We start from the raw sequence: 16,223 nt of genomic DNA on the forward strand, positions 1-16,223 counted from the left end.
ATCTCGGTGCAAGAGCCCCTTGCGCTGCCTTGCGCCAGGGGCTTCGTCTATTTCCGGGGCACCGGTCCGACGGCTCTCCCCGCCATGGGGAGCCACGTTGGACATGCCCCGCCCGGAAGGGGTGTACGCCTGTGCCCGCACTTGTGCTGCTCGGTGCTCAGTGGGGTGATGAGGGCAAGGGAAAGGCCACCGACCTGCTCGGTGGCTCCGTGGACTACGTGGTGCGCTACCAGGGCGGCAACAACGCCGGCCACACGGTCGTCGTCGGCGACCAGAAGTATGCGCTCCACCTCCTGCCTTCCGGGATCCTGTCACCGGGGTGCACCCCGGTCATCGGCAACGGAGTCGTCGTCGACCCGGCGGTCCTGCTCTCCGAGCTGAGCGGGCTGAACGAGCGCGGGGTCGATACGTCCAAGCTCCTCATCAGCGGTAACGCGCACCTGATCACGCCGTACCACCAGACGCTCGACAAGGTGACGGAACGCTTCCTCGGCAAGCGCAAGATCGGCACCACCGGCCGCGGCATCGGCCCCGCCTACGCCGACAAGATCAACCGCGTGGGCATCCGGGTCCAGGACCTCTTCGACGAGTCGATCCTCCGTCAGAAGGTCGAGGCGGCGCTCCACGACAAGAACCAGGTCCTGATCAAGATCTTCAACCGCCGTGCCATCAGCATCGACCAGGTCGTCGAGGAGTACCTGGGCTACGCGGAGCAGATCAAGGACTACGTCGCGGACACGACGCTGGTCCTCAACACCGCGCTCGACGAGGGCAAGGTCGTCCTCCTCGAGGGCGGTCAGGGCACCCTGCTGGACGTCGACCACGGCACGTACCCCTTCGTGACCTCGTCCAACCCGACGGCCGGCGGCGCCTGCACCGGTTCCGGCATCGGCCCCACCAAGATCAACCGGGTGATCGGCATCCTCAAGGCCTACACCACCCGCGTGGGCGCCGGCCCGTTCCCGACCGAGCTGTTCGACGCCGACGGTGAGGCGCTGCGCCGCATCGGCGGCGAGCGCGGCGTCACCACGGGCCGGGACCGCCGCTGCGGCTGGTTCGACGCGGTGATCGCCCGCTACGCGACCCGGGTCAACGGCCTCACCGACTTCTTCCTCACCAAGCTCGACGTGCTCACCGGCTGGGAGCAGATCCCGGTCTGCGTCGCCTACGAGATCGACGGCAGGCGCGTCGAGGAACTGCCGTACAGCCAGACCGACTTCCACCACGCCAAGCCGGTCTACGAGACCCTGCCCGGGTGGAGCGAGGACATCAGCAAGGCGAAGACCTTCGCCGACCTGCCGAAGAACGCCCAGGCGTACGTCAAGGCGCTGGAGGAGATGTCCGGCGCCCCGATCTCGGCCATCGGCGTCGGCCCCGGCCGCACCGAGACCATCGAGATCAACTCGTTCCTCTGAGTGACGGCGGCGCGCGGGGCCCTACAACCTGTCGGCGCGCACGCCCACCGTCATACAGGGTGCCAATGTCGTGCGCCCGGGCCGTTCCTTAGCCTGGGCGCATGACCCCTCCTTTCGCCGACCCTGGGACCGGCGCCGCCGTCAAGGCCGCCGACCGCGCCCACGTCTTCCACTCCTGGTCCGCGCAAGGCCTGATCGACCCGCTGCCGGTCGCCGGGGCCGAGGGCGCGTACTTCTGGGACTACGACGGCAACCGCTACCTGGACTTCACCAGCGGCCTGGTGTTCACCAACATCGGTTACCAGCACCCCACGGTCGTCGCCGCCATCCAGGAGCAGGCCGGCAAGCTCGTCACCTTCGCGCCCGCCTTCGCCGTGGAGCCGCGCTCCGAGGCCGCCCGGCTGATCGCCGAGCGCACGCCCGGCGACCTGAACAAGATCTTCTTCACCAACGGCGGCGCCGAGGCCGTCGAGAACGCGGTACGGCTCGCCCGGCTGCACACCGGCCGCCCCAAGGTGCTGTCCGCGTACCGCTCGTACCACGGCGCCACCTCGGCCGCGATCAACCTGACCGGCGACCCGCGCCGCTGGCCCTCCGACAACGGCTCGTCCGGCGTCGTCCACTTCTGGGCGCCGTTCCTCTACCGTTCGCCGTTCCACTCGGAGACCGAGGAGCAGGAGCGCGACCGCGCGCTGCAGCACCTCGAGGACACCATCGTCTTCGAGGGCCCGCAGACCGTCGCGGCGATCGTCCTGGAGACGGTGCCCGGCACGGCGGGCATCATGGTGCCGCCGCCCGGCTACCTCGCCGGGGTGCGCGAGATCTGCGACCGGTACGGGATCGTCTTCGTCCTCGACGAGGTCATGGCCGGCTTCGGCCGCACCGGCAGCTGGTTCGCCGCCGACCGGTTCGACGTCACCCCTGACCTGCTCACCTTCGCCAAGGGCGTCAACTCCGGCTACGTGCCGCTCGGCGGTGTCGCGATCAGCGAGGAGATCGCCGCGACCTTCGCCACCCGCCCCTACCCCGGCGGCCTCACCTACTCCGGCCACCCGCTGGCCTGCGCCGCCGCCGTCGCCACGATCCAGGTGATGGAGGACGAGGGCGTCGTCGCACACGCCGCCGCGCTCGGCGAGAACGTGCTCGGCCCGGGCCTGCGGGAGCTCGCCGAGCGCCACCCGTCGGTGGGCGAGGTGCGGGGCCTGGGCGCCTTCTGGGCGCTGGAGCTGGTGCGCGACCGGGAGACCCGCGAGCCGCTCGTCCCCTACAACGCGGCGGGCGAGGCCAACGCCCCCATGGCGGCCTTCGCGGCGGCCTGCAAGAAGAGCGGCCTGTGGCCGTTCGTCAACATGAACCGCACCCATGTGGTGCCCGCCTGCAACATCACCGAGGCCGAGGCCAAGGAGGGCCTGGCACTCCTCGACGCGGCGCTGTCCGTCGCCGACGAGCACACGCGCTGAGCGCGCCCGGGGCGTGTCCGCGGACCGTGGGTGGTCCGCACCACAGGTGTGGACCACCCGCGGCCCGGCCTCGCATAAGGTGTGGCGGAGCCGTAAGCGCACCGCCACATCTGTAGGGAGGCACCGGCATGCCGGAAGGCCCAGCGGGCGGACCCGTCCGACGGAGCAGTCTGCGGCAGCAGATAGCCGACGCGCTCCGCGACGAGGTGCTCACCGGGCGCATGACGGCCGGGCGGCACTTCACGGTCAAGGAGATCGCGGAGCTGTACGGCGTGTCCGCCACCCCGGTCCGCGAGGCCCTGGTGGACCTGGCGGCGCAGGGGCTGCTCGACGTCGAGCACCACCGCGGCTTCCAGGTGCGGCGCTTCACGGACGCCGAGTTCCGCTCCATGGTCGAGGCGCGCACCCTCGTCGTCGAGGGGATCTTCCGCCGCATCGCCGCGCGCGGCATGCGCGAGGTCGACCCCATGGAGCTGGCCTCCGTACGGCGCCGGGCCGAGGCCGCGGCGCGTGCCTCCCGGGCCGGCGAGCTGGACGTCCTCATCGGTTACGACATCCGCTTCTGGCGCGAGCTGACGGCGCTGGCCGGGAACGCCCACGTCGGGGAGTTCCTCGACCGGATCCGCACCCAGACCTGGGTGTACGCGGTGCCCTTCCTGCGCGGCCGGCCGGACCTGGAGGGCCTGTGCTGGTCCGACCACGTCGCCCTGGTCACCGCGATCGAGAAGCGGGACACGGAGGCGGCCCAGCGCGTCGTCGAGGAGTTCAACGACCACTCCCTCGCGCTCATGCGGCGACTGGCCGCGGGCCGGTAGGAACGGCCGCCGCCCACTACGCTGGTCCGACCACGCACGGAAGGACTTGGAGCGCCTGTGGCCTGCGACTTGTGGCTGGTTCCCCTGGTGGACGTGCTCTGCCACAGCCCCGACAACCCGTTCGCCGAGGAGATCGCCCGCTATGACAAGGCGTTGGGCGACGCCGGTCTCCCGCCGGTGCCCGTCTACTCCTACATGCCGGGCCTGTCCGGCGACGTGGCCCCGGTCGCGGGCTTCGACTACGACGCGCTGCACTTCCTGCGCCGCGCGTACCTGCTCCACATCCAGGGCCTCGCGGTGACCCCGGTCGACGAACTCGGGGGTGACTACGAGCAGTTGCTGGAGATGTTCGAGACCACCGCCCAGCAGTCGCACCTCGTCTGGCACTACGACCACGCGGGCGGCTACGTCCCCCTCGACTTCCCCCATCCGCTGGTCAACGACGAACTCCTCGATGCCGGCGGCCCCCTGGGTTCCGCCCACGGGCTGCTGCGCGAGCTCGAGTTCGTCGCTCCGGTGATCGGCATCGACCCGCACAACCCGCCGCCCGCCCCGGCGCCGCCGGCCGGTCCCACCGAGCTGGAGGAGCCGGCGGCCCCGCCGGAGCACCACGACGGCAGCCCCTTCGCGCGGGAGCGCCACGTGTGGCTGGGGCTGCACGCGGCGGCGACGCGTGCGCTGGGGCAGGGCTCGATGATCGTCTTCAGTTAGCACCGGGCGCGGGCGCCCCCCGGCGGCGGTCAGCTGGCGCGGGGGCCCTCCGGGGGGCGCTGGCGCGGCATGCTCGGCCGGCCGCCGGGCAGCAGCGGGAACCTGCCGCCGGTGCCGGTCGCGGCGCCCTCGGGGCCCCGGGTGCTCCCCGCCCAGGTCAGGGACTGGGTCCGCAGCGGGGCGGCGCCGGCCCGGAAGTCCACCATCCAGTCGGCCGTCTCGCAGCGCACGAGCTCCGAGACGTCCTCGCTGAAGCGGCGCAGCACGGTCAGGCACCGCTCGGCGGCCTCGGCCGCGGTGCCCTCCGTCGGGCCCAGGACCTCGCGGACCGACTCCGACGCCCAGTCGAAGCGCAGCGCCTCCAGCCGTCGCTGCACGGCCTGGGCGGTGGCCATGTCCCGCATCCAGCCGGCCGTCAGGCCGAGGTAGCGGTCCAGGCCCACGCACACGACGGCCAGCACCAAGGCGGCGTACGCCCAGCGGATGTGCCCGCCCGCCCCCGTGACGGCGAGGACGGCGCCGGTCGTCGCGAAGAGGGCCGCGCCGACCCGCAGCGACCGGGCCCAGCGGCGCTTGCGCAGACGGTCGGCGAGGTACCACTCGACGGTCCGCAGGGCGTCCGCCTCCACCCAGCGGTAGAGCTCCTCCAGCCGCTCGGCCGGTTCCCCCCAGTCGCCGAGCGGGAAGGGCGGCGTCCGCAGGTCCTCCTGCCGGTGCAGCGCGCGCCGCTTCGGCTTCTCCCGGGGGACCTCCTCGGGATACATGTCCGGCTGGCTCACCTGCACGCTCCCTCGCGACTTCCGATGACGAGGCACCTTCTTACCGCCGAACGGCTGACCGTGCGAGGGTCATCGGGTCATTTCCGCCCTTACGGGTTCCTTGATCAGGTATGGGGCCCGGCTCCGGGCCACCCGAAAGAGTGAGCCGGGGGTCGAGGCGACCGGCCCACGGGGAGGGTGCCGCCAGCCGATACCCTGGGCACGTGAACGTGCTTGTGATCGGCGGCGGTGCCCGCGAACACGCCCTGTGCCGTGCCCTCTCCCTCGACCTCGACGTGGAGTCGCTGCACTGCGCGCCCGGCAACGCCGGCATCGCCGAGGTGGCGGAGCTGCACGCGGTCGACGCCCTCGACGGCGCGGCGGTGGCCGACCTGGCCGAACGGCTCGGCGCCGACCTCGTCGTGGTGGGCCCGGAGGCCCCCCTCGTGGCGGGCGTGGCCGACGCCGTGCGTGCCCGCGGCATCGACTGCTTCGGCCCGTCCGGGCAGGCCGCGGCCCTGGAGGGCTCGAAGGCGTTCGCCAAGGACGTGATGGCCTCGGCCGGCGTGCCCACCGCACGTTCCTACGTGTGCACCACCCCCGCCGAGGTGGACCACGCGCTGGACGCCTTCGGCGCCCCGTACGTCGTGAAGGACGACGGCCTGGCCGCGGGCAAGGGCGTCGTGGTGACCGACGACCTGGAGGCCGCCCGGGCGCACGCCAACTCCTGCGAGCGCGTGGTCATCGAGGAGTACCTGGACGGCCCCGAGGTCTCCCTGTTCGCCGTCACCGACGGCGAGACGGTGGTCCCGCTGCAGCCCGCGCAGGACTTCAAGCGCGCCCACGACGCCGACGAGGGCCCCAACACCGGTGGCATGGGCGCGTACAGCCCGCTGCCGTGGGCCGATCCCCGGCTGGTCGAGGAGGTGGAGCGCACGGTGCTCCAGCCGACCGTCGACGAGCTGCGCCGCCGGGGCACCCCGTTCGCCGGGCTGCTGTACGCGGGGCTGGCGATCACCTCGCGCGGTGTGCGGGTGATCGAGTTCAACGCGCGCTTCGGCGACCCGGAGACCCAGGTCGTGCTGGCCCGGCTGAGGACCCCGCTGGCGGGCCTGCTGCGCGCCGCGGCGACCGGCCGGCTGGCCGCCTTCCCGCCGCTGCGCTGGAGCGACGGCGCCGCGGTGACCGTGGTCATCGCCTCCGAGAACTATCCCGACACCCCGCGCACCGGCGACCCGATCACGGGCCTGGACGAGGTCGCGGAGCAGGACGAGCACGCCTACGTGCTGCACGCGGGCACCAAGGCGGACGCCGAGGGCCGTGTGGTGAGCGCGGGCGGCCGCGTACTGTCCGTCACGGCCACCGGTGGCGATCTGGCCAAGGCCAGGGAGCGCGCCTACCGGGCGGTGGGACGGATCGGGCTGAAGGGCTCGCACCACCGTTCGGATATCGCAGAGAAGGCCGCCCAAGCCTGAATCAGCGGGCAAGGCCACTCCAAGGGGTGATGCCTTCGCCATCCTGCTGACGTGAGCCCCGAGCCCAACTACTGTGCCCGGCAAGCGCACTGTGGAACCCCGCGCGCACTGCACTATCGGCCCTACCGGCATTGCGGTGTCGGTGGGCGGTGCGACAGTGGGGGCATGCAGTCGCGTCAGCAGCTTGGGGGTGAGCACACCGTTGGCCGGGGAAGCAGGTGAGGGACACGCGCGGTCACGCGCGCTCGCCGTCCTGCGCATCCGCAGCGCCGCGTTGACGGTCGCGCTGCTGCCTGCCGCGGTGGCGGTCGTGCTGCTGGTCGGCGGCGCGACGGGCCGTATCGTCGGCGACGCGTCCGAGGTGCTGCGCTGGGCCGTGGTCGCGGGCGCGCTGCTCGTGCTGCTGCTCGCGTCCGGTGTCGCGACGGTGATCGTACGCGCCAGGCCGGCCGAGAGCCCGACCGTGGCCGTCTCCGAGGCATCGGCCCCCGACCTGTACCGCATGGTGCGTGACCTGGCCGTTCGCCTGCAGGTGCCCGCCCCCTCGGCGATAGAGCTGACTCCGGACTGCGACAGCTGGCTGGAGGACCGCACCCATCGGCAGCGGCGCCGCGCGGCGTCCGAGGCGCCCACGCTGGTGATCGGCTCGCCGTTCATGTGGTGGATGCGGGTAGCCGAGCTGCGCGCCCTGCTCGCCCCGGTCGTGGCGGGCACGGGCCCGGCCGCCGATCCGGACATCGCGGCCGCCCGCCGCTTCGTACGCGGCCTGGACGCCGCCGTCGGCGTGGCCACCGCCCCGCAGGAGCACTCGGTCGTCGGGTTCCTGCGCCGTCCCGCGTACGGGTTCCTGGGCTGGGTCGCCAGGCTGCTGCTGCGCGGCTGCCGGGCGAACGCGGCGGAGATGGAGCGCGCGGTGGCCGCCTCCGCCTCCGAGCGGGCCCAGGCGGTCGACTACGGGCTGCGCATCGTCGCCCAGGAGCAGGTGGGCCTGGCCTACGCGGGCTGGGACCGGCTGCTGACCCGGGTGGCGCTGCCGGCCTGGCGCATGGGCCGCTGGCCGTCCCGGCTCGACGCGGGCGTGGTGGCGGCCCTGACCGAGCTGTCCCGGCGGGACCGGCTGGCCGAGGGCTTCGAGTCCCGGCTGGGCGAGCGCCCGGCGTGCGACCTGCTGGAGGAGCCCGGCACGATGGACGAGGCGGCCTCGCTGCTCGCCGCCCGGCTGTTCCACGGCGGTCCGCAGCGACCCGGCCCCGAATGGGCCCCGGTCGGATGGGACACCTACCCGCAGGAGGTCGTGGACCGCATCTGGCGCAGCGACGCCTCCCGCCTGGTGACCGTCCTGGACGAGGTGCACGAGCCCGCGGGGGTCGCCGGGAGCCGGCGCATATCCGTGGCCTCCGGCGGGTCGCGGAGCGCGGTGGACGACTGCGCCGAGCCGGGGCGCGCGACCCTGGCCCGGGTGGTGGAGCGGCTCTCCGCGGGCGGCAGCGAGGAGCTGGCGGCCCGCATCACCCGGCACGTCGCCCGTGAGGAGGCCGTGCGCGAGGCGGCCGCGCGGGAGGAGTCCGCCGGCCAGATCCCGTCCGACGGCGTCCTCACGCCCGTCTACCAGCTGCTCCCGCCGCGGACCGGCCGCGAGCTGCTCACCGACCACGTGACCGCGATGATCTGCTGTGCCGCGGTGGACACCGCCGGTGCCACCCCGGGCCTGGACTGGCTGGACGGGCCGGCCCTGCTGGTCGGCGGAGTGCGCCGGGGGGACCTGGCCTGGCCCGTGCTCCGGCTCGTGGAGAACGGCGACGCCGCCCCGCTGCGTTCCTGGCTCAGTGCCGTGGGCGTACGCCCCGAGAAGCCGATACGGCTCATCTGACGGAAAAATGGCGGGGTTTGTCCGCCTCGGCGTGAAATCCTGGCGATAATGCGCCACGAACAGTAACCAAGACAGCGCATTGTGTGATGTGCTGGATGTGCGCACACGCACACCACCTCGGGGGACGACGAGGAGGGGACCATCGTGGTGAAAGAGCAGGTCCGCCGCTGGCAGTCCGGGGCACTGGCGCACGGGGTCACCGACCCCTTCGGGCAGGGCCCGGTGCCGTGGCTGCGTGGCGCGGTGCAGTATCTGGACGACACCGGCCAGGTCGTGCCGTGGTACGTCGACCTGGCGGCCAGCCGCGGGGAGCCCGGGGGTCTGCCGGGGGACGCCGTGGGGCGCACGCCCCGCGTGCCCGGCCCGCGCGCCGCGGACGACGTGCGGTGCCAGATCAAGGGCTTCGCGCCGGGCGCCTCCGTGGCCCCCGGCGACGCCATCGACTTCCGCATCACCGTCGACCCGCCGCAGAGCTACGGCATCGACGTCTACCGGATCGGGCACTACGGCGGCGACGGCGCCGCCCAGTTCACCTCCAGCCCCCGGCTGTCGGGGATCGTGCAGCCCACGCCGCTCGCCGCCGGGCGCACCGTCTCCTGTCACCACTGGTGGCAGTCCTGGCGGCTGCAGGTGCCCTCGTACTGGAAGTCCGGCGCCTACGTCGCCGTGCTCACCACGCAGGACGGCTACCGCAGCCACATCCCGTTCACGGTGCGCGACGACCGGCCGGCCGATCTGCTCCTGCTGCTGCCCGACGTCACCTGGCAGGCGTACAACCTCTACCCCGAGGACGGCCGCACGGGTGCCAGCCTCTACCACGCCTGGGACGAGAAGGGCCGCCTGCTGGGCGAGGAGGAGGCCGCGGTCACCGTCTCCTTCGACCGCCCGTACGCGGGCGCCGGGCTCCCGCTCCACGTCGGCCACGCCTACGACTTCATCCGCTGGGCCGAGCGCTACGGCTACGACCTGGCCTACGCCGACGCCCGCGACCTGCACGCGGGGCGGATCGATCCTTCGCGCTACCGGGGCATGGTCTTCCCCGGTCACGACGAGTACTGGACGGTCCCCATGCGGCGCGCCGTCGAGGCGGCCCGGGACGGCGGCACCTCGCTGGTCTTCCTGTCCGCCAACACCATGTACTGGCAGACCGAGCTGGGCCCCTCCCCGTCCGGCGACCCCGACCGGCTGCTCAGCTGCCGCAAGCGCCGCGGCCACCCGCCGGGCCGCAGCGCCCTGTGGCGTGACATGGGCGAGCCCGAACAGCTGCTGATCGGCGTGCAGTACTGCGGCCGGGTGCCCGAACCGTCCCCGCTGGTGGTGCGGAACGCCGGCCACTGGCTGTGGGAGGCCACCGGTGCCGAGGAGGGCGACGAGATCCCCGGCCTGGTCGCGGGCGAGGCGGACCGTTACTTCCCGCGTACGCCGCTGCCCGACTACATGGAGCGGATCCTGCTCGCCCACTCCCCGTACGAGGACTCGGCGGGCCGCCGAGCGCACCAGGAGACCTCGCTGTACCGGGCGCCCGGCGGGGCCCTGGTCTTCGCCTCCGGCACCTTCGCCTGGTCCCCGGCGCTGGACCGCCCGGGCCACGTCGACCCCCGTGTCCAGCGCGCCACCGCCAACCTCCTGGACCACATCTGCAAGCACGGCTGACCCCCGCGTCGCGCCCGCCGGGCGCACGTACGGGAGAATCGGGAACCGAACCGCCGATCGGGGAGGACCCATGTCCGGATTCGTCCACAAGCCCGAGCCCGCGCAAGTGCCGGGCCTGGTGCACCTGCACACCGGCAAGGTGCGCGAGCTGTACCAGAACGAGGCAGGGGAGCTGGTGATGGTGGCCAGCGACCGGATGTCCGCGTACGACTGGGTGCTGCCCACCGAGATCCCGGACAAGGGCCGCGTCCTGACCCGGTTGTCGCTGTGGTGGTTCGACCAGATCGCCGACCTGGTGCCGCACCACGTGCTGTCCACCGAGCTCCCCGAGGGCGCCCCCGCCGACTGGGAGGGGCGGACGACGGTCTGCAAGCCGCTGGACATGATCCCCGTCGAGTGCGTGGCGCGCGGCTACCTGGCCGGCTCCGGCCTGATCGAGTACGACGCCGACCGCACGGTGTGCGGGGTGACCCTCCCCGAGGGCCTGGTGGACGGCTCCGAGCTGCCCGCGCCGATCTTCACCCCGGCCACCAAGGCCGAGGTCGGCGAGCACGACGAGAACGTCAGCTACGAGGAGGTCGCCCGCCGGGTCGGTGCCGACACCGCGGCGCAGCTGCGCCAGAGCACCCTCGCGGTCTACGGCCGGGCCCGGGACATCGCCCGTGAGCGCGGCATCCTCCTGGCGGACACCAAGTTCGAGTTCGGCTTCGACGGCGAGGTGCTGACCATCGCCGACGAGGTGCTGACCCCGGACTCGTCGCGCTTCTGGCCCGCCGAGCTGTGGGAGCCGGGCCACGCCCAGCCCTCCTACGACAAGCAGTTCGTCCGCGACTGGCTGACCTCCGCCGAGTCCGGCTGGGACCGCCGCAGCGAGCAGCCCCCGCCGCCCCTGCCGGAGCACGTCGTGGAGCAGACCCGCGCCAAGTACATCGAGGCGTACGAGCGGCTCACCGGCCTCAGCTGGTAGTCCGCCACGGCCCGCGTGCCCGCCGGTTCTCCGTCCGGCGGGCAGCGCGGCAGCCGTCGGCGACGGGGGACGGCCCAGCCGTCCCAGGAACACCGAAGGCCCCGGTCGTCACGACCGGGGCCTTCTCCTGAGCGGACGACGAGGCTCGAACTCGCGACCTCAACCTTGGCAAGGTTGCGCTCTACCAACTGAGCTACGTCCGCCTGCTCCGCGCGTTCCCGTGCGGTGCGTCATCCACTATAGCCAACGCCGGGGGCCTTGGGCACACACCCTGGCGCGGCGGGTTCCCCGCGTCGTGTCCCGCGGCGCACGCGACGGGGGCGCGGCAGCGGTGAGGGCCCGGTCACGGACCTCCGGGCGGTCCCCGCCGCCGTTCCCGGCCGGCCGGCCAACTCCGGTTCCACGGGGTGCCCCAGAGCCGCCGCGGCCCCCGTGGACGACCCCGTGGGGGCGGGTCCCGGGGCGCGGGAGGGGCGGCAGGCGGGGGCGATCGCCGCCCGAGGCCAGGGGAGTTCGGGCGATCCGCCCTGTGGTCACCGTCACACCGACCGGTGCCGGGAGCACGAAGAAGGCCCCGGTCGGTGATCCGACCGGGGCCTTCCCTCAAGAGCGGACGACGAGATTCGAACTCGCGACCCTCACCTTGGCAAGGTGATGCTCTACCAACTGAGCCACGTCCGCATGGCGACTACCCTACCCGATCCTCAGGACCGGTCGAGCAATCAGAGCGGGTGACAGGAATCGCACACTGCGCCTTCCCCCTGGAAGAGGGATGTTCTGCTACTGAACTACACCCGCGTGGCCCGGGGGTCTGGGCCTTTCGGCCCGCCCTCGGCGTGTTCCAGACTCTAGCGGATCAACGGGGGTGGCTGTCCAATCGCTTCTTCCGGGTGATTCCCGGGCCGGGCCCCGGCCTGTCCGGCAGGGGCCCGGCGGCGGATCAGCCGGCCTCGGCGTACGCCTCGTAGAGCTTCTTGGGGATACGGCCGCGCGGCGGCACGTCGAAGCCCCGGGAGAGCGCCCAGGCGCGCACGGCGGCCGGGTCGGGGGCGAGCGAGGTGTGCTTGTAGGCCTTGCCGAGCCGGTTGCGGCGGCGCCCTGCCTCGACGTACGGCGCGAGGGCCTCCCGGAGCTTCTCGGCGTTGCCGGCGGACAGGTCGATCTCGTACGACTTCCCGTCGAGGCCGAAAGTGACCGTTTCCGCCGCTTCACCGCCGTCGAGGTCGTCGGAGAGCGTGACCACTACGCGCTGCGCCATGGATGCCGGTCCTTTCAATGGAGAAGGCCTGGGGACTGCGTTGGCCCCGTTGTTGTATCGAAGCCCCGGGGCCGGGGTCAATGCTTTTCCATTTACCGGTCCGCATTTTTTCGCCGCAACCGATCGGCCAATTCCTCCGGGTGTCCCGGCGGCAATCCGGCCGGGGGATATTCCGTGACCATTCTGGAATATCTACCCGCGTAGATTTTTCGGCGGGGTACGGTGGGGACATCTCACCGCAGCACACCACCGGGAGTGACCGTGGCACGCGTCGTAGTCGACGTCATGCTCAAGCCGGAGATCCTCGACCCCCAGGGCCAGGCGGTGCAGCGAGCGCTGCCGCGCCTCGGGTTCGAGGGAATCGCCGACGTCCGCCAGGGCAAGCGTTTTGAGCTCGAACTGGAGGGGCCGGTCGACGACGCCGCCCTCGCCCGTATCCGCAAGATGGCCGAGACCTTCCTCGCCAACACAGTGATCGAGGACTTCACCGTGAAGGTGGAGTCGTGACCGCACGCATCGGTGTGGTCACCTTCCCCGGGACGCTCGACGACCGGGACACCCAGCGCGCGGTCCGCGTCGCCGGCGCCGAGCCGGTGCCGCTGTGGCACCGTGACAAGGATCTCCATCAGGTGGACGCCGTCGTCCTGCCCGGTGGATTCAGTTACGGCGACTATCTCCGGGCCGGGGCGATTTCCCGCTTCTCGCCCGTGATGGAGTCGATCATCGCCGGCGCCAAGGACGGTCTTCCGGTCCTGGGTATCTGCAACGGCTTCCAGGTGCTCACCGAGACGCATCTGCTGCCGGGTGCCATGCTGCGCAACAATCACCTGCACTTCATCTGCAGGGACCAGAAGCTGCGTGTCGAGAACAACTCGACGTCCTGGACGGCCGATTACGAGCAGGGCCAGGAGATCAGCATCCCGCTGAAGAACATCGACGGCCGCTACGTGGCCGACGAGCACGTCCTCGACGAGCTGGAGGCCGAGGGCCGTGTGGTGTTCCGCTACGCGGACTGGAACCCCAATGGCTCGCTCCGGGACATCGCCGGCATCACCAACGCCGCGGGCAATGTCGTCGGCCTCATGCCGCACCCCGAGCACGCGGTCGAGTCGCTGATCGGGACCGGCCGCACCGACGGCCTCGGATTCTTCACCTCGATCCTCAAGAAGCTGGTTCACGCGTCATGACACTCGATTCCGTGAAGCACGCCACCGGGACTCCTGACACCGAGCAGCCGTGGGCCGAACTCGGCCTGAAGCAGGACGAGTACGAGCGCATCCGGGAGATCCTCGGCCGCCGGCCCACCGGTGCCGAGCTCGCCATGTACTCCGTCATGTGGTCCGAGCACTGCTCGTACAAGAGCAGCAAGATCCACCTGCGCCAGTTCGGCGAGAAGGCCCCCGCCAACGACGCCCTGCTGGTCGGCATCGGCGAGAACGCCGGCGTCGTGGACGTCGGCCAGGGCTACGCGGTCACCTTCAAGGTCGAGTCGCACAACCACCCCTCGTACATCGAGCCCTACCAGGGCGCGGCCACCGGCGTCGGCGGCATCGTCCGCGACATCCTCGCCATGGGTGCCCGCCCGGTCGCCGTCATGGACCCGCTGCGCTTCGGCGCGCCGGACCACCCCGACACCAAGCGCGTCCTGCCGGGCGTCGTCGCGGGCGTCGGCGGCTACGGCAACTGCCTGGGCCTGCCCAACATCGGCGGTGAGGTCGTCTTTGACGCCTGCTACCAGGGCAACCCGCTGGTCAACGCCCTGTGCGTCGGCGTGATGAAGCACGAGGACATCCACCTGGCCAAGGCCTCCGGCGCCGGCAACAAGGTCATCCTCTACGGCGCCCGCACCGGCGGCGACGGCATCGGCGGCGTCTCCGTGCTCGCCTCGGAGACCTTCTCCGACACCGGTCCGGCCAAGCGCCCCGCCGTCCAGGTCGGCGACCCCTTCCAGGAGAAGCTGCTCATCGAGTGCACCCTGGAGATCTTCAAGGAGAAGCTGGTCGCCGGCATCCAGGACCTCGGCGGCGCCGGTCTGTCCTGCGCCACCTCCGAGCTGGCCTCGGCCGGCTCCGGCGGCATGCGGGTGGAGCTGGACACCGTGCCGCTGCGCGACGCGACGCTCTCGCCGGAGGAGATCCTCATGAGCGAGTCGCAGGAGCGCATGTGCGCCATCGTCGAGCCGCGGTACGTCGACCGCTTCCTGGAGATCTGCGAGAAGTGGGACGTGATCGCCACCGTCATCGGTGAGGTCACCGACGGCGACCGGCTGGAGATCTTCTGGCACGGCGAGCAGATCGTCGACGTCCCGCCGCGCACCGTCGCCCACGAGGGCCCGGTGTACGAGCGCCCCTACGCCCGCCCCGCGTGGCAGGACGCGCTCCAGGCCGACGACGCCAACAAGCTGCCGCGCCCGGGATCCGGCGAGGAGCTGCGCGCCCAGGTCCTGACCATGGTCGCGCACCCGAACCAGGCGTCCAAGGCGTGGATCACCGACCAGTACGACCGCTTCGTGCAGGGCAACACCGTGCTGGCGCAGCCGGAGGACTCCGGCATGATCCGCATCGACGAGGACACCAACCTCGGCGTCGCGGTCGCCACCGACGGCAACGGCCGCTACGCCAAGCTCGACCCGTACACGGGTGCGCAGCTGGCGCTGGCCGAGGCGTACCGCAACGTCGCCACGACCGGTGCCAAGCCGCTGGCGGTCTCCGACTGCCTCAACTTCGGCTCGCCCGAGGACCCGGCGGCGATGTGGCAGTTCGCCGAGGCCTGCCGCGGCCTGGCCGACGGCTGCCTGGAGCTGGGCACGCCGGTCACCGGCGGCAACGTCTCGCTCTACAACCAGACCGGTGACGTCGCCATCCACCCGACGCCGGTCGTCGCGGTGCTGGGCGTCATCGACGACGTCACCCGCCGCACCCCCGTCGCCTTCAAGGACCAGGGCCAGCTGCTCTACCTGCTGGGCGACACCAAGGAGGAGCTCGGCGGCTCCGCCTGGTCCCAGGCGATCCACGACCACCTCGGCGGACTGCCGCCGGCGGTGGACCTGGAGCGGGAGAAGCTGCTCGGCGAGATCCTCATCTCGGCCTCCCGGGACGGCATGGTCGACGCGGCCCACGACCTGTCGGACGGCGGGCTCGTCCAGGCCGTCGTCGAGTCCTGCCTGCGCGGCGGCAACGGCGCGCGGCTGGTCGTGCCGGACGGCCTCGACCCGTTCGTGCTCCTCTTCTCGGAGTCGGCGGGCCGGGCGGTCGTCTCGGTGCCGCGCAGCGAGGAGCTCCGCTTCACCGACATGTGCGGTGCGCGCGGTCTGCCCGCGACGCGGATCGGTGTCGTCGACGGCGACGCGGTCGAGCTCCAGGGCGAGTTCAGCATCCCGCTGGACGAGCTCCGCACGGCTTACGAGGGCACGATCCCGGCCCTCCTGGCCTGATCCGTCCGCCCTCCCGAAGCGCCCCCGTGCCGCCAGGCGCGGGGGCGCTTCGTTCGTTCGCCCGGCCTCTTCGGCCCCTGTGCTCCGTCCATGTCCCGTTCGTCGACGGTGGGGCCCCCGGCGTACAGATCCGGGTACTACTGTGCGTCCCGCAACCATCGTCATGACGAGGGGTCCCATCGATGTACGAGTACAAGGTCGTCAACTTCCGTGAGTCGCTGATAGGCGACGCCATCGACGACGGCAAGCTGGAGAAGACGCTCAACAAGCACGCCGAGGACGGCTGGCAGCTCAAGTCGATCACCGCCGCCGACGTCAAGGGCCGCATCGGCCCCGGCGCCGTGGAGGGGCTGCTGCTCACCTTCGAGCGGCCGCGCCAGGCCTGACCTCCGGGGTCGGGGTGCGGGC

14 protein-coding genes and 3 tRNA genes are annotated in these 16,223 nt (G+C 72.1%); 12 read left to right on the forward strand and 5 right to left on the reverse strand.

The window, feature by feature from the left end; genetic code table 11:
- Positions 1 to 131 precede the first annotated feature (131 nt).
- The 4 genes from ACFV3E_RS04680 to ACFV3E_RS04695 all read left to right on the forward strand — a co-directional run bounded on the left by ACFV3E_RS04680 (position 132) and on the right by ACFV3E_RS04695 (position 4,401).
- Entirely contained in the window at positions 132 to 1,415 is a 1,284-nt protein-coding gene (locus tag ACFV3E_RS04680) for an adenylosuccinate synthase (RefSeq protein ID WP_500533366.1), read from the forward strand.
- A 101-nt stretch (positions 1,416 to 1,516) separates the two neighbouring features.
- Positions 1,517 to 2,875, forward strand: a complete 1,359-nt coding sequence (locus ACFV3E_RS04685) for an aspartate aminotransferase family protein (protein WP_500533367.1) — start codon at positions 1,517 to 1,519, stop codon at positions 2,873 to 2,875.
- Between the two features lie 128 nt (positions 2,876 to 3,003).
- The gene (locus ACFV3E_RS04690) at positions 3,004 to 3,690 is read left to right on the forward strand and encodes a GntR family transcriptional regulator (RefSeq protein ID WP_500533368.1); all 687 of its coding nucleotides are present in this window, start codon (positions 3,004 to 3,006) and stop codon (positions 3,688 to 3,690) included.
- A 57-nt stretch (positions 3,691 to 3,747) separates the two neighbouring features.
- Complete coding sequence (locus tag ACFV3E_RS04695; protein ID WP_500533369.1) at positions 3,748 to 4,401, forward strand: putative DNA-mimic protein; 654 nt, start codon at positions 3,748 to 3,750, stop codon at positions 4,399 to 4,401.
- Positions 4,402 to 4,430: 29 nt separating this feature from the next.
- On the opposite strand, the gene ACFV3E_RS04700 is transcribed toward ACFV3E_RS04695, so the two are convergent.
- Positions 4,431 to 5,180, reverse strand: a complete 750-nt coding sequence (locus ACFV3E_RS04700) for an SLATT domain-containing protein (protein WP_500368331.1) — start codon at positions 5,178 to 5,180, stop codon at positions 4,431 to 4,433.
- A 203-nt stretch (positions 5,181 to 5,383) separates the two neighbouring features.
- On the opposite strand from ACFV3E_RS04700, the gene purD reads away from it, so the two are divergent.
- The 4 genes from purD (at position 5,384) to ACFV3E_RS04720 (ending at position 11,124) form a co-directional block, all read left to right on the forward strand.
- Positions 5,384 to 6,634 (forward strand): phosphoribosylamine--glycine ligase, encoded by a 1,251-nt coding sequence (purD, locus tag ACFV3E_RS04705; RefSeq protein ID WP_500533370.1) that lies wholly within the window; start codon positions 5,384 to 5,386, stop codon positions 6,632 to 6,634.
- 190 nt (positions 6,635 to 6,824) lie between these two features.
- On the forward strand, positions 6,825 to 8,504 hold the full coding sequence (locus tag ACFV3E_RS04710; RefSeq protein ID WP_500533371.1) for a hypothetical protein: 1,680 nt from the start codon (positions 6,825 to 6,827) through the stop codon (positions 8,502 to 8,504).
- 144 nt (positions 8,505 to 8,648) lie between these two features.
- Positions 8,649 to 10,157: a N,N-dimethylformamidase beta subunit family domain-containing protein gene (locus tag ACFV3E_RS04715; RefSeq protein ID WP_500533372.1), complete on the forward strand. Its 1,509-nt coding sequence runs from the start codon at positions 8,649 to 8,651 to the stop codon at positions 10,155 to 10,157.
- Positions 10,158 to 10,227: 70 nt separating this feature from the next.
- The gene (locus ACFV3E_RS04720; protein WP_500533373.1) at positions 10,228 to 11,124 is read left to right on the forward strand and encodes a phosphoribosylaminoimidazolesuccinocarboxamide synthase; all 897 of its coding nucleotides are present in this window, start codon (positions 10,228 to 10,230) and stop codon (positions 11,122 to 11,124) included.
- A 130-nt stretch (positions 11,125 to 11,254) separates the two neighbouring features.
- Here the strand turns inward: ACFV3E_RS04720 and ACFV3E_RS04725 are convergent.
- The 4 genes from ACFV3E_RS04725 to ACFV3E_RS04740 all read right to left on the reverse strand — a co-directional run bounded on the left by ACFV3E_RS04725 (position 11,255) and on the right by ACFV3E_RS04740 (position 12,382).
- Positions 11,255 to 11,327, reverse strand: a tRNA-Gly gene (locus ACFV3E_RS04725).
- A 405-nt stretch (positions 11,328 to 11,732) separates the two neighbouring features.
- Positions 11,733 to 11,805 (reverse strand) — tRNA-Gly (locus ACFV3E_RS04730).
- A gap of 45 nt (positions 11,806 to 11,850) precedes the next feature.
- Positions 11,851 to 11,922 (reverse strand) — tRNA-Gly (locus tag ACFV3E_RS04735).
- Positions 11,923 to 12,064: 142 nt separating this feature from the next.
- On the reverse strand, positions 12,065 to 12,382 hold the full coding sequence (locus tag ACFV3E_RS04740; protein ID WP_500533374.1) for a histone-like nucleoid-structuring protein Lsr2: 318 nt from the start codon (positions 12,380 to 12,382) through the stop codon (positions 12,065 to 12,067).
- Between the two features lie 261 nt (positions 12,383 to 12,643).
- Between ACFV3E_RS04740 and purS the strand changes: the two genes are divergently transcribed.
- From purS to ACFV3E_RS04760, 4 genes are all read left to right on the forward strand, one after another.
- Positions 12,644 to 12,889, forward strand: a complete 246-nt coding sequence (gene purS, locus ACFV3E_RS04745) for a phosphoribosylformylglycinamidine synthase subunit PurS (protein WP_026250862.1) — start codon at positions 12,644 to 12,646, stop codon at positions 12,887 to 12,889.
- Entirely contained in the window at positions 12,886 to 13,569 is a 684-nt protein-coding gene (purQ, locus tag ACFV3E_RS04750) for a phosphoribosylformylglycinamidine synthase subunit PurQ (RefSeq protein WP_499512626.1), read from the forward strand. The genes purS and purQ overlap by 4 nt, the downstream gene beginning before the upstream one ends.
- Positions 13,566 to 15,815, forward strand: a complete 2,250-nt coding sequence (gene purL, locus ACFV3E_RS04755; protein ID WP_500533375.1) for a phosphoribosylformylglycinamidine synthase subunit PurL — start codon at positions 13,566 to 13,568, stop codon at positions 15,813 to 15,815. The genes purQ and purL overlap by 4 nt, the downstream gene beginning before the upstream one ends.
- A 182-nt stretch (positions 15,816 to 15,997) precedes the next feature.
- Complete coding sequence (locus ACFV3E_RS04760) at positions 15,998 to 16,201, forward strand: DUF4177 domain-containing protein (protein ID WP_500368343.1); 204 nt, start codon at positions 15,998 to 16,000, stop codon at positions 16,199 to 16,201.
- Positions 16,202 to 16,223: the final 22 nt, after the last annotated feature.

The organism is Streptomyces sp. NPDC059718 (genome assembly GCF_042733315.1).
Lineage (GTDB): Bacteria > Actinomycetota > Actinomycetes > Streptomycetales > Streptomycetaceae > Actinacidiphila.

What these genes read in the sequence shown, in the direction of transcription:
- ACFV3E_RS04720 (WP_500533373.1), top strand. Translation starts at nt 10,228, where the DNA reads ATGTCCGGATTCGTCCACAAGCCCGAGCCCGCGCAAGTGCCGGGCCTG.
- ACFV3E_RS04740 (WP_500533374.1), bottom strand. Translation starts at nt 12,382, where the DNA reads ATGGCGCAGCGCGTAGTGGTCACGCTCTCCGACGACCTCGACGGCGGT.
- ACFV3E_RS04685 (WP_500533367.1), top strand. Translation starts at nt 1,517, where the DNA reads ATGACCCCTCCTTTCGCCGACCCTGGGACCGGCGCCGCCGTCAAGGCC.
- purL (WP_500533375.1), top strand. Translation starts at nt 13,566, where the DNA reads ATGACACTCGATTCCGTGAAGCACGCCACCGGGACTCCTGACACCGAG.
- ACFV3E_RS04690 (WP_500533368.1), top strand. Translation starts at nt 3,004, where the DNA reads ATGCCGGAAGGCCCAGCGGGCGGACCCGTCCGACGGAGCAGTCTGCGG.
- ACFV3E_RS04760 (WP_500368343.1), top strand. Translation starts at nt 15,998, where the DNA reads ATGTACGAGTACAAGGTCGTCAACTTCCGTGAGTCGCTGATAGGCGAC.